The sequence below is a fragment of the Flavobacterium azooxidireducens genome (assembly GCF_023195775.1).
In the GTDB taxonomy this organism is placed as follows: domain Bacteria; phylum Bacteroidota; class Bacteroidia; order Flavobacteriales; family Flavobacteriaceae; genus Flavobacterium; species Flavobacterium azooxidireducens.
In genome coordinates this window covers 3,263,915-3,278,002 of sequence record NZ_CP096205.1, presented here as the reverse complement: position 1 = coordinate 3,278,002, position 14,088 = coordinate 3,263,915, and the positions used below count along the sequence as shown (strand labels likewise).

The following is a 14,088-nucleotide window of genomic DNA, read 5'->3' as shown; positions in this document are numbered from 1 at the left end:
ATGATACAAATTATTGAAGCAAATTCAAAAAAACTGCTTACTGATTACGTTAAATTTCCTTTTTCGTTATACAAAAATCATCCGTATTGGGTTCCTCCTTTGATTTCGGATGAATTGGAAACATTTAATAAAGAAGAAAATCCTGCTTTTGACAATGCTGAAGCCTATTTTTATTTAGCCTATAAGGAAAATAAAATTGTGGGAAGAATAGCTGCCATTATCAATTGGGAAGAAGTAAACAATCAACAAAAAAGAAAAGTGCGTTTTGGTTGGTGGGATGTGATTGATGATATTGAAGTGACCAAAGCTTTGTTAGAGAAAGTATATGAATTAGGCAGGAAAAACAATTTAGAATATGTTGAAGGTCCAATGGGATTTTCAAACCTAGACAAAGTGGGCGTTTTAACCGAAGGTTTCGATCGTTTGGGTTCGATGATAACATGGTATAATTATCCTTATTATAAAGATCATTTGGAACAACTGGGCTATGTGAGAGAAAAGGAATATTTTGAAAGTGTATTTTCGTTTTCAAATGTAAATCCGGATACTTTTATGAAAGCCAGCGAATTGATTCAAAAGCGTTATGAATTAAAAGCACTCACTTTTACAAACACAAAAGACATTCTTCCTTATGTGGACAAAATGTTTGATTTGTTCAATTCAAGTTATGAAAAACTAGCTTCGTTTGTGGCTGTTTCCGAAAGGCAAAAGGAATATTTTAAAAAGAAATACATTCCGTTTGTTAATCCGGAATATATCCTGTTTATAGTGGATAAAAATGATAAAATGGTTGCTTTTAGTATTGTTATGCCCGGTTTTTCCGAAGCCTTACAAAAAGCAAACGGACGTTTATTTCCTTTTGGATTCTATCATCTTTTGAAAGCCAAAAAACATAGCAAAGAAGTGTTATTTTATCTAATTGGCATTGATCCTGAATACCAAAACAAAGGTGTTACAGCACTTGTTTTTAGAGAATATTATCGGGTTTTTAAAGAAAAAGGAATCACACAATGCAACAGAACTCCCGAATTAGAAGAAAATAACGCCATTCACAATTTATGGAAAAATTTCAACTCAGTAGTTGACCGAAAACGAAGAACGTACCGAATTGATTTATAAAACAAAACCACTCGTAAAAAGAGTGGTTTTGTTTTATAATCTAATTTTAATTTTTCTTTATTTTATAATGATCTTCTTCGTCAATTTTTGTTTGTCAGATTCAATATTCATCAAATACATGCCCGAAGCTAAATTTAATCTTAACTGAGTAAATCCGTTAATTTTAGTTTGATAAACCTGAACGCCTTCTAATGAAAAAATTGTCACATTTGCTTCATTATCAATTCCGCTAATATTGATTTCATTTTGGGTTGGAATTGGATACACCTTTACTTCACTAAAATTATTTTCAGCTACACTCAACGGAGCAAACCATTGATCACCAAAATTTTCTCCAAAAATATAATTGGCTAATTCCGGATAATCGATAAACGGATTTCGGTTCATTTGCCAAGTATAAATGTAATTATTTCGGTTCATTTCAAAATCATCCGAAGGATCGGTTGAATTCCAAGTTAACAACGAAGCCAAATCACCCATTTGACCATTAATATTATCAGGTGGATTTCCATTAACCAAGTTCAAGCCGTTGTAACGAACAGCCATGTAAAACAGAGAACGAGCTACATCACCTTTCCAAGTGCCTGTATTTCCAGCTGGACCATTATAATCGCTACCATAATCGCGGTTTCCTCTGGAACTATTTTCCTGACCATCTTCTGCTCTAATGTGATGTGCATCGGAATGTCCTGTTAAAATATCATCTGCATTCGTTGGTAACCAAATATCAATTCCGTCTGCAAAAGAAGAAGTTCCTCCAGAAAAACCACCTCTAGATTGAGGCCAAATGTGCTCACGATTCCAAAAACCTACAATACTTGAACCGGTTTGATAATCTATTTTTGTTTGCGGACGTTCAACATACATCAACCAAACTTGATTATTATTTGCAGGGTTTTGATCGGCATTGTTCAAAATTTCTACCACATCTCCATACGAATGAGCTCGTACAACAGAAGGATTAGCAATAATATCTTGAACAGCTTGTTTTAATGAAGCTCCCGAAAGGCCTTCCAACGAATCATAATAACCTGCCGGAGCTGTACTGTTTACATTTCCAAAAGTTGGAGTAAGTGGTGTTCCCCAATCGGCTACTTGAAAATTTATATCTAAAACACGAACCTTCACACTATTATTCAAAGTAATATAGCCTTCCGGTAATGAACCAACAACAATATTCATTTCTTCATCACCATCATTAATTCCGTCATTTGTAACTTGAATTTGTGTTGAAGCAGATGAACTTCCCATGGGAATTGTTACAGAAAGATTTCCTGTAAAATCAGCAGTTGTAAATGTTCCATTATTTAAATTTAAAGTGAAATTTAAAGTTTCTGCAACCGGAGTATCTGTTTCAAAAGAAATTGTTACACTTTCACCTTCGTTTAGTAATGATGTAGATGTTATTACTTCGATACCATTGTAAACAATTCCGCTTCCGTCGTTGTTTGTTCTTGGTGTTGGAGTTTTTACTTCGTAAGTTCCATCATTTTTTCTTTGTATCGATTGAGTTGTAATCTGACCGTTTACATTTTCATTCGTTTGCACAAAAATATTCAATGCCGTTTGAAGTGCTGTGGCTTGAGTGTTACTATTTCCGTAAATTAATGCATCAATTAAATTTGTGGTAGTAGCCGGTGTATCAATTGGAAATGTATCAATAATATCCTGATAAATTGCTATAGCATCAGGTCCGTTTTGAACTGTATTTTGAGGAAAAAGTCTTGAAGGTGCAGGATTAACTTGCGAATTTCCTAATAGAACAATTCCATTTCCATCCGTTACTAAACCTGCAAGATTTATGGTATAATAACTCAAAGTTCCTGTTCCGGTACTTCCTCCGTTAAAAAATACTAAAATATATCCGTCAAGTGAAAAATAGGGTGATTCTGATTTTAATTCTATAAATTCTTGAACGTCTAGTCCTGGAGTATCTGCATCTACTTCATTAATTACCACTTGCGAATAAAAACAAAACGGCAATAATAAGCAGACCCAAAGATGTAATCTTTTTGTCATGGGTATTTAGTTTTAGCAAATCTACTGAATTTAAGCTGAAGAGGTGTTTTTTTTAACAACTTAAACATTTTAATAACATTTTGATGCAAATAATTTAATATCTTTCAACCTAAAAAATTGCAGTTGAATTCTTTTATTAAAATTATCTTTTGCCTTTCTACTTTGCTGATTGGTAAGTGTTTATTTGCTCAAAACAGTAATTCACTTTATGTTGAATTGCTTCCTGAACAAAAGTCACTCACCGTTCAGCAGGAGATTATTTTTCAAAATACGGGAACTGACAGTCTTGGCAAAATCATTTTGAATGACTGGAACAATGCTTTTTCAGATAAAAACACTCCCTTAGCCAAACGATTTTCAGATGAATTTGTAAGGAGTTTTCATTTAGCAAAATCGTATGAAAGAGGAAGTACATCAGATATAACAATCATTGATGAAAACAAATCTTTTTTAAATTGGTGCCGACCCGAAAAACATCCGGATTTGATTGAAGTAACTTTAAATGAAAAATTGGGTCCAAATCAAAAAATTAAATTCAATCTCACTTATCGCGTTAAAATTCCGAGTAATAAATTCACAAAATACGGTTATACTAACGAAGGTGGATTTAACCTAAAGAATTGGTTTTTAACTGCTGCAAGATTTGAAAACAATGCTTTTTGTATGAATAGCAATTATAATGTAGATGATATTACAAATGCTCCTTCGGATTATACTATTACTTTCAAAACAACACAAAATCAAAAACTTTTTTCAGATTTGACGATCGTTTCATCTGAAAAAAATGGAAAACATACCATTTATACTTTAGAAGGAAAAGATAGAACCGATTTCAGCATTTATTCAGAAGAAATCATCACCTTCAATCGTTATAAAAATTCAATTGCAGATGTTTATACCAACCTAAAAGACAATCGCCTTGATGATATTCAAAAAGCGGTGATTATTGATAAAATTGTAAAATTTACTGATGAAAATATTGGTTCTACAAATAATTCAACCATAATAGTCTCACAAGCTGATTATGAAAGAAATCCTTTTTACGGATTAAATCAACTTCCGGCTTTTATCAGCCCATATCCTGATAGTTTTTTATATGAAATTAAGTTTCTAAAAACCTATGTAAACAGATATTTAAAAAATAATTTAAAACTAAATGCTCGCAACGACAATTGGATTTATGATGCCATTCAAGTGCACATCATGATGAAATATATTGATGAAAATTATCCCGACATGAAAATGATGGGAAATATTTCTAAACTAAAAATACTAAAAGGTTTTAACTTATTTAATTTAGATTTTAACGAGCAATACAGTTATTATTATATGCTGATGACAAGAAAAAATTTAGATCAACCCATCGGAAATCCGAAAAACACTTTACTAAAATTCAACGAACAAATTGCCGGAAAATACAGAGCCGGGTTAAGTTTAAAGTACCTCGATGATTACTGCGGAAACAATTTGGCTTCCAAAAGCATTCATTCGTTTTTTGAATTGAACAAACAACAACAAACTTCAGGAAAAGATTTTGAAAATATACTCCGGCAAAATTGCCCTAACAACATCGATTGGTTTTTTGAAACAATTATCAACTCCAGAGAAATTGTTGACTATAAATTTACCGATGTTTCTACAACAAACGACAGCATCACTTTTACTGTTCGAAATAAAACAGGAGTAGTCGTTCCAATCCCAATTTTCGGTTTAAAAAAGGACGAAATCGTATTTAAAGAATGGCTCGAAAACATTAAAAGCGACACTACTATCACGATGAGTCGAAACGATGCCAACCGAATTGTATTAAATTATGAAAACGAAGTTCCTGAATATAACTTACGAAACAACTGGAAATCGCTCAAAAATTATTCATTCAATGACCGTCCGATAAAGTTCAATTTCCTGAAAGATTTGGAAGATCCTTATCACAACCAAATTTTATATGTACCGACCTTAGAATATAATTTGTATAACGGTTTGATGCCCGGAATGCGTTTTCACAACAAAACCTTTTTAGACAAACCTATCATTTTTGATGTTAATCCGGCCTACTCCACCTTAACACAAAAAATGATTGGAAACTTCAGAGTTACCGGAAATCAGTATAGACGACACAGTAATATATATCTTATTCGATACGGATTTTCAGGACAATTTTTCGATTATGCTCAAGATGCAAGCTACATCCGTTTTAATCCAACAATTCAATTCTTTAAACGTCCAGATAATTATCGCGATAATCGAAAAGAATCATTAATGCTGCGACAAATAATTATTGAAAGAGAACAATCGCCGTTTGTTGCATTGGAAGAAGAAAATGAAAATTACTCCATTTTTAATATGCGGTACTACAACGTTAAAACAGAAGTAAAAAATCATTTCGGTTTTAAATCCGATCTTCAAATAGCCAATTCTTTCGGAAAAGCAGTAGTTGAAATGGAATACCGAAAATTATTTGAAAACAACAGACAAATCAACCTTCGTTTTTATGCCGGGACTTTTTTGTATAGAAAAACAGATTCCGATTTCTTTAGTTTTGCACTCAACAGACCAACCGATTATATGTTTGATTATGGTTTGTATGGCCGTTCTGAAACATCCGGTCTATTCAGTCAGCAGTACATTGTTGCTGAAGGTGCATTTAAATCTCAACTCGACACACCCTATGCCAATCAATGGATAACTACTTTTAACACAAGCGTTAATATTTGGAATTGGATTGAAGTATATGGCGACATTGGTGCTTTAAAAAATGAAAACGAATCCGCCAAATTTGTTTACGATAGTGGAATCAGACTCAATTTAGTAACCGATTATTTTGAACTTTATTTCCCAATTTACTCTTCCAACGGCTGGGAAGTTGATAATAAAAACTATGGAGAACGTATCCGATTTATGGTAACATTAAGTCCAAATGTGTTAGTCAGTTTATTTACTCGAAAATGGTTTTAATTGATTAAAAAATCTTTAATAAATTACATTTTATTCATTAATATGAATATTTTTCAATTAAAAATACAAACATATATCCCATATCAACATTTTTTTTATCAATAGTATAAATTTATTTTTATACACAATGTATTGTTTTTCCAAGTTTTTACTTAAATTTGTTCATTACAAGAATTTTTTTGACTTATGACAGCACCAGAAACCAAACAAGCCATGACGTTTGAAGATTTCCGAACAGAAGTTTTAAACGACTATAAAATTGCAACTACCAGCAGAGAATGTTCCCTCTTAGGGCGACGTGAAGTGCTAACCGGAAAAGCCAAATTTGGTATTTTTGGTGATGGTAAAGAAGTACCGCAATTAGCCATGGCAAAAGCGTTTAAAAATGGTGATTTCCGTTCAGGATATTACCGTGATCAAACGTTTATGATGGCCATTGGTCAATTAAACATTCAACAGTTTTTTGCCGGCTTATACGGTCATACCGATTTGGAACACGATCCAATGAGTGCCGGTCGTCAAATGGGCGGACACTTTGCTACGCATTCGCTTGACGAAAACGGAAACTGGAACGATTTAACCAAACAAAAAAATTCAAGTGCCGACATCTCTCCTACTGCCGGACAAATGCCGCGTTTGTTAGGATTGGCTCAAGCTTCTAAAATTTACAGAAACGTTTCGGTTTTACCGAAAAAAAATAAATTCTCCGATAACGGAAACGAAATTGCTTGGGGAACGATTGGAAATGCAAGTACTTCCGAAGGTCTTTTCTTTGAAACCATCAACGCCGCCGGAGTTCTTCAAGTGCCAATGGTCATGAGCGTTTGGGATGACGAATACGGAATTTCCGTTCATGCTCGCTACCAAACTACCAAAGAAAATATCTCTGAAATCCTAAAAGGTTTTCAACGGGATCAAGACAATAAGGGTTACGAAATCATGAATGTGTTAGGTTGGGATTATGCCGCTTTGGTAGGAACCTATCAACGTGCCGCTCAAATTGCTCGCGAAGAACACGTTCCGGTTTTAATTCACGTAAGCGAATTAACGCAACCGCAAGGTCACTCCACTTCCGGAAGTCATGAACGCTACAAAAATGCAGAACGATTAGCTTGGGAAGCCGAATTTGATTGTTTGGCTCAAATGCGTTTGTGGATGATTGCCAACAACATTGCCACTGCCGAAGAAATTGAAGAAATTGACAATGTAACTAAAAAAGAAGTTTTAGAAGGCAAAAAAGCAGCTTGGACTGCCTTTGTAGAACCTTTCAAAAAAGAGCAAAACGAATTAGTTGCTTTGTTGGAAAGCATTGCTTCAACGAGTGTAAACCGCGTTTTTATCCAAAAATTCGCCAACGATTTAAAAGATATTAAAGAACCGATTCGCAAAGATATTATTACCGCTGCCCGAAAAGTTTTACGCATGATTGTGGGCGAAAAAGCACAACCACAATTAGCAACGTGGATTAAAAACTACATGTCAAAAATCCAACCGAAATTCAGTTCGCATTTGTTTTCTGAATCGGCTCAACAAGTAACTTCGGTCAAAGAAGTGTTGCCAACCTATGATGCATCTGCCGAAGAAGTAGATGCTCGTTTAGTACTTCGTGATAACTTTGATGCCATTTTCAACAAACATCCAGAAGTATTGATTTTTGGAGAAGATTCCGGAAACATTGGCGACGTAAACCAAGGTTTAGAAGGCATGCAAGAAAAATTCGGCGAAATGCGTGTAGCCGATGCCGGTATTCGTGAAGCCACCATTTTAGGCCAAGGAATCGGAATGGCCATGCGAGGCCTCCGCCCTATTGCCGAAATTCAATATTTAGATTATCTACTGTATGCCATTCAAATCATGAGTGATGATTTGGCTACGTTACAATACCGTACCAAAGGCCGTCAAAAAGCACCGTTGATTATTCGTACTCGCGGACACCGTTTAGAAGGCGTTTGGCACTCCGGTTCACCCATGGGAATGATTATTAATGCCGTTCGTGGCATTCACGTGTTGGTGCCCAGAAACATGACCAAAGCAGCAGGATTTTATAACACCTTATTAGAAACCGACGAACCTGCTTTGCTTATCGAATGTTTGAACGGATATCGTTTAAAAGAAAAAATGCCTACCAATTTAGGAACGTTTAAAACTCCAATTGGTGTGGTAGAAACCATCAAAAAAGGAATAGATGTTACCATCGTTTCTTATGGTTCTACACTTCGATTAGTTGAGCAAGCAGCCAAAGAATTATTAGAAGTTGGAATTGATTGCGAAATCATTGACATTCAATCACTTTTACCATTCGACATCAACCATGATATTAAGAAAAGTTTAGCCCAAACCAATCGTTTATTGGTAGTAGATGAAGACGTTCCCGGCGGAGCTTCTGCTTTTATCTTGCAACAAGTATTAGATGTTCAAAATGGCTACGATTACTTAGATAGTAAACCGCAAACACTAGCAGCTCAACCGCATCGTCCGGCGTATGGTACTGATGGCGATTATTTCTGTAAACCCTCTGCGGAAGATATTTATGAAAAAGTGTATGCGATGATGCATGAAGTGAATCCAAAAGAATTCCCGGAATTATATTAAAAAACCAACTATATTTAAACCGCTTTTTAGCGGTTTTTTTATGACTTTTTTTGGGCGTTCCCCTCCGCAAGCTACGGGTCGGGCTATCCGCTGCATCCCGATAGATTCTGTGTTGATTTCCAAAATAAAATCTAAATTTTTATTAGTTTTGTTTTTCAAGACAGTCTCTGAACTAGTCTCTATAGCGTGTTTAAACCATTTGTGTTTGCACGCTATTTTTTGTTATATATTCTTTATCGTAAACTGTTTCATTTTTGAATAAAATATAGATTAGTTCGAGTAACTTTCTTTGAACTGCTACCAAAGCTTTCATTTTAATACCGTGTTTAGACACTAATCTTGCGTAAACACTTTTAAAATTTTCATCCCATTTTACAGCACTTAATGCTGGTAAATGCAATGATTTTCTTAAAAACCTATTTCCTTTCTTGGATATTCTTGGCTTCCCCTTTACTGAGGTTCCTGATTGCTTTTCTTTTACATCCAGTCCTGCATAACTAGTTAGCTGAGATTTGTTTCTTATTAATTCAAAACCGTTTGTTTCCGCTAAAACTGTCACTGCGGTTAATTCACCAACACCAGGTATTGATGTAACTCTTTTGATGATATTGGACACTTGAAGATCAGCTTTTGTAATTTCGTTGATTTCTTTTTTTATTTCTTTTTCTTGTAAATTCAATAATACTATTCTCTTTTTCATCCTATCAAGACTTCGTTCATTTGGCATAGCTTCTACACTTTCAGCATGTATTTGGTTTTTAATATTACTCCTCTCTTGAACAATTTGCTCTCTTTCACGGGTAAGCTGTTGTAGCTCCCTGTAAATGCTTTTAGGCTTTGTCCATCGATCTAATTTTCGCTCTAATCCAAATTGTGCAATTGCTTGCGAACAACTCTTATCGGTTACTGTTTTTTGTTCTAAGGTTCGTATGTAATTACTAATCTTATTGGGTAATACAATACTTACCTCACAACCGTTATCGACTAAATGATATGCAAACTTTTGATGATAAACTCCGGTTGCTTCCATAACGTAACGTATGGGAAGCTCTTTATCTATTTGCTTATTTACCCATTCAACCAATGATTTAATTCCAGAATCACTGTTTTTAAAAACTTTGTAACTAAATAACTCAATGTTGAAATCTTCATATATACGGCCTAAAGTAATGACTAATTCCTTTTGAGCAACATCAATTCCTGCGACTTGTTTTAATAATTTTTTAATCATTTTTTTAATATTAGTAATTGATAAAGTGATGTATCTTCCTTCGTCTTTTCTCCTAGTTGGATATTCAAGATATTAAGCAATACTCAATTCTTTACATTCTGTTCAAACTCTAAAAGATAAAAAAGAAAGAGGTAATATCTATCGAACAATATACTTCAAGAGTTATTTAGCCATCGGTATACTCTCTTTCTTTTCACTTTATTTCTTCAAATTTATAATATCAACTTTATTTTGCAAACATAGGAGCTATCGGGATCGTTCGTCGTGCCTCCTCTCTGCGGGCTTTTCGCTACTATCCCTAACGCAATTCAGTGCAACTATAAATTTCAAAAGAAATAATCTACACAAAACTTAAAAATGAAACGCAGACCTGCCTGCCGGCAGGTTGAAATGATTTGCTTCGCAAAAAGCAGATTTTCACAGATTTTGATTGCTTAGCTGTACTAGATATAAACGGATTTGCTACTAAAAAATTTGCATATATTTATGAATTTTGGTCTTCCATCTTCCATCTTACTGCAAATTAATCATCAACCCAAACAAACTCGTGTTTGCTGCCACTGTATATCGCGAATAAGAATAATCAAAACGCACTTTATTAAATCGCAAGCTAAAACCAGCGGAAATACCTGAAAAATGGCGTTGGTCTACAATTCGCAATTCTTCACCACGTCTAAAATTATAACCAACTCGAAGATTAAATGCCTTTCCGGGAAACAATTCGGCTCCCAAAATCACATGACGAAGTGCATTATTGAAAAAAGAAACTTTTTCTTCTTGTTGACCTCCGTCTAAATTACCTTCCGCTCGGGCAGGATTGGAAAAAGCAATATTCCATTGTTGTAAATTTTCTAACGTAATATGCCATCGAATTGGAACATTTTCTACTTCTTGCGAAATTCCGGCTAAGATTTCAAGTGGTAACTTTTCTTGTGTTCCTGCATAAGTCGTAAACTGAGTACCAATGTTTCGGATTACTAAAGCAAAATTAATGTCGTTGCGTTCATCAATATATAATGCACCAATATCCAAAGCTCCACCAAATGAATTATAACTTTCTAAGGTAGAAGTAATTAATTTAGCATTAGCTCCAATATAAAAATCGGTAAAAGGCAAATTATAAGAATATCCGAAGGATAGTGCGGCTTCACTTCCTGTAAAATCGGCAGTTTGTTGACCGTTTTCATCATAACCTTCAAAAGTTCCGTAGTTAACATAACTTACACCGGCGTGAAAAGTTTGCACATGACGATCGTAGGTGTAAGCATAAGCAGCTGTTCCGTAGGTGATTTCACCAAAATAATTTCCGTAATTCACCGAAAGGTGATTATCCATTTGGTTGTTTATACTGGCGGGATTGAATATTCCTGCATTCACATCATAATCATAATGGGTAATTATTTTACCACCCAAAGCGGCTTGTCTGGGCGAAGTTACCAAGTTTAAAAACTGATATACTGATTGTCCACCAATTTGGCTGTAGCTCACAGCACAAAAAAGAAGAAATGAAAGACATAAAAAGTTTTTAAACATTATAAACGGAACTCAGTTAGCTAAATGATAACGGTAATGCGAAGATATTATTTTTTGCTCAGTAAATTTATCTTAAAATAAAAATAAGCCAATAAAAAAGTTGGTGCTTTTTATAACACCAACTTTCTAAAATTTGTTTTATTTCTTAAAGCTCTTTAGCGTTTTTAGCTTTCTGATTAGTGATTGCTAAAGTAACTACTTCACTCATTTCTTTCACATAATGAAAGGTCAAACCTGCTAAATATTCGGATTTAATTTCATCAATATCATGCTTATTGTCTGCACACAAAATGATTTCTTTGATATTGGCTCTTTTAGCTGCCAAGATTTTTTCTTTGATTCCGCCCACAGGAAGCACTTTTCCGCGAAGCGTGATTTCTCCGGTCATCGCCAAACTCTTTTTCACTCTTTTTTGAGTTAATACAGAAACTAACGAAGTTAACATGGCAATTCCGGCACTTGGTCCGTCTTTTGGTGTTGCTCCTTCCGGAACGTGAATATGAATGTTATAGTTTTGAAGCACTTCTTGATTAACCCCTAACAATTCAGCATTCGACTTAATGTATTCCATGGCAATGGTAGCCGATTCTTTCATCACCGTACCTAAATTTCCGGTTAAGGTAAGTGTTCCTTTTCCTTTGGAAATCAAGGACTCAATAAATAAAATATCTCCACCAACACTCGTCCAAGCTAAACCAGTAACAACACCGGCCACTTCATTTCCTTCTGATTTATCTCTTTCTAAACGAGGTGCTCCTAATGTTTTGATGATGTCTTCATCAGTCACTTTCATATTATATTCTTCCTCCATGGCGACCGATTTGGCTGCATGACGAATCACTTGTGCTAATTTCTGTTCTAATGCTCTAACACCGGATTCTCTTGTATACCCTTCAATAACTTTTTCTAACTGACGTTTTCCAATAGTTAAGTGTTTGGTGGTTAAACCATGTTCCTTCAACTGTTTTGGAAATAAATGTTGACGAGCGATTTCTACTTTTTCTTCAATTGTATAACCGGTCATTTTAATTACTTCCATTCTGTCTTTCAAAGCAGGTTGAATGGTTGTCATCGTGTTGGAAGTAGCAATAAACATCACTTTAGACAAATCAAATCCCATTTCAAGGAAATTATCGTAAAACTCCTTGTTTTGTTCAGGATCCAACACTTCTAATAATGCAGAAGAAGGATCTCCCGAATGACTAACCGATAATTTATCAATTTCATCTAATACAAAAACCGGATTGGAAGTTCCTGCTTTTTTCAAACTTTGCAAAATTCTTCCGGGCATTGCTCCAATATAGGTTTTACGATGACCTCTGATTTCAGCTTCATCACGTAATCCACCTAATGACATGCGAACATATTCTCTACCTAGTGCTTTTGCAATAGATTTCCCAATGGATGTTTTTCCAACTCCCGGAGGACCTGTTAAACAGATAATTGGCGATTTCATATCATTTCGCAATTTCAAAACTGCTAAATGTTCGATGATTCGTTTTTTTACATCTTCAAGACCAAAATGATCTTTGTCTAATATTTTTTGAGCTCTTTTTAAATCAAAATTATCTTTAGAAAAATTATTCCAAGGCAATTCAAGAAAAAGTTCTAAATAGTTGCGAAGTATTCCAAAATCTGGCGATTGCGGATTAGTTCGTTGTAATTTGGAAATTTCTTTTTCAAAATGTTTTTCAACTTTTTCATCCCATTTTTTTCCTTTTGCCTTCACACGCATTTCATCAATTTCTTGATCGTACGAAACACCACCCAATTCTTCTTGAATGGTTTTCATTTGTTGATGAAGGAAATATTCTCTTTGCTGTTGGTCTAAATCAATACGTACTTTGGACTGAATATCGTTTTTTAACTCCAACTTTTGCAATTCAGTATTCATGTATCGCAAGGTAGAAAGAGCTCTTTCTTTTAAAATATTCATCGATAATAAATCTTGTTTTTCTTTCACATCTAAATTCATGTTGGAAGAAACAAAATTGATTAAGAACGATTGACTTTCAATATTTTTGATAGCAAAAGTAGCTTCGGTTGGAATATTCGGGCTCTCTTTGATGATTTTAATGGCTATTTCTTTAACAGAATCGATGATAGCACCAAACTCTGTGTCGGCAACGCTTGGTCTTTTTTCAGGAACTTCTTTAATCAACGCATTGATATAGGGTTCTTCTGAAATGACTTTACTAATTTGAAAACGTTTTTTTCCTTGAAGAATAACGGTTACGTTTCCATCAGGCATTTTCAATACACGAAGAATTTGAGCCACCGTTCCAATTTGATGAATATCATCTCGGGTAGGGTCTTCAATATCTTCATCTTTTTGAGCAACAACACCAATTACTTTTCCTGCAGCATTGGCATCGTTAATCAATTTTATAGATTTATCTCTTCCTGCTGTTATGGGAATAACAACACCGGGAAAAAGCACTGTGTTTCTAAGTGGTAAAATAGCAATCGAATTCGGCAATTCTTCATTAGCCATTTCTTCTTCATCTTCGGGTGTAAGAAGCGGAATTAAATCGGCTTCGGTATCGAAATCATGAAGTGACATTTTGTCAAGAGTTTTTATATTGTGGTTTGACATATACTAAATAGGGTCAATTTGTCATTAATAATTTTCTGATAAT

At 34.5% G+C, this 14,088-nt stretch carries 7 protein-coding genes; 3 read left to right on the top strand and 4 right to left on the bottom strand.

Annotation, left to right across the window (positions count from 1 at the left end; all coding sequences use genetic code 11):
• On the top strand, positions 1-1,119 hold the full coding sequence (locus M0M57_RS14135) for a GNAT family N-acetyltransferase (RefSeq protein WP_248433698.1): 1,119 nt from the start codon (positions 1-3) through the stop codon (positions 1,117-1,119).
• A gap of 57 nt (positions 1,120-1,176) precedes the next feature.
• Here M0M57_RS14135 and M0M57_RS14130 read toward each other — a convergent pair whose 3' ends face one another.
• Positions 1,177-3,138: an endonuclease gene (locus tag M0M57_RS14130; RefSeq protein ID WP_248433696.1), complete on the bottom strand. Its 1,962-nt coding sequence runs from the start codon at positions 3,136-3,138 to the stop codon at positions 1,177-1,179.
• Between the two features lie 123 nt (positions 3,139-3,261).
• On the opposite strand from M0M57_RS14130, the gene M0M57_RS14125 reads away from it, so the two are divergent.
• Together M0M57_RS14125 and M0M57_RS14120 are read left to right on the top strand one after the other, a co-directional pair.
• Positions 3,262-6,093 carry an aminopeptidase gene (locus tag M0M57_RS14125; RefSeq protein WP_248433695.1) on the top strand — a complete coding sequence of 944 codons (2,832 nt, stop codon included), beginning with the start codon at positions 3,262-3,264 and terminating at the stop codon, positions 6,091-6,093.
• Between the two features lie 186 nt (positions 6,094-6,279).
• A complete protein-coding gene (locus M0M57_RS14120) occupies positions 6,280-8,685 on the top strand; it encodes an alpha-ketoacid dehydrogenase subunit alpha/beta (protein ID WP_248433694.1) in 2,406 nt (801 codons plus the stop codon).
• A 190-nt stretch (positions 8,686-8,875) separates the two neighbouring features.
• Here the strand turns inward: M0M57_RS14120 and M0M57_RS14115 are convergent, their stop codons facing one another.
• The 3 genes from M0M57_RS14115 to lon form a co-directional block, all read right to left on the bottom strand.
• A complete protein-coding gene (locus M0M57_RS14115) occupies positions 8,876-9,916 on the bottom strand; it encodes an IS110 family RNA-guided transposase (RefSeq protein ID WP_248432818.1) in 1,041 nt (346 codons plus the stop codon).
• Positions 9,917-10,429: 513 nt separating this feature from the next.
• Positions 10,430-11,449 (bottom strand): type IX secretion system protein PorQ, encoded by a 1,020-nt coding sequence (gene porQ, locus M0M57_RS14110; RefSeq protein ID WP_248433692.1) that lies wholly within the window; start codon positions 11,447-11,449, stop codon positions 10,430-10,432.
• A 145-nt stretch (positions 11,450-11,594) separates the two neighbouring features.
• Entirely contained in the window at positions 11,595-14,045 is a 2,451-nt protein-coding gene (lon, locus tag M0M57_RS14105; protein ID WP_248433691.1) for an endopeptidase La, read from the bottom strand.
• Positions 14,046-14,088 lie beyond the last annotated feature (43 nt).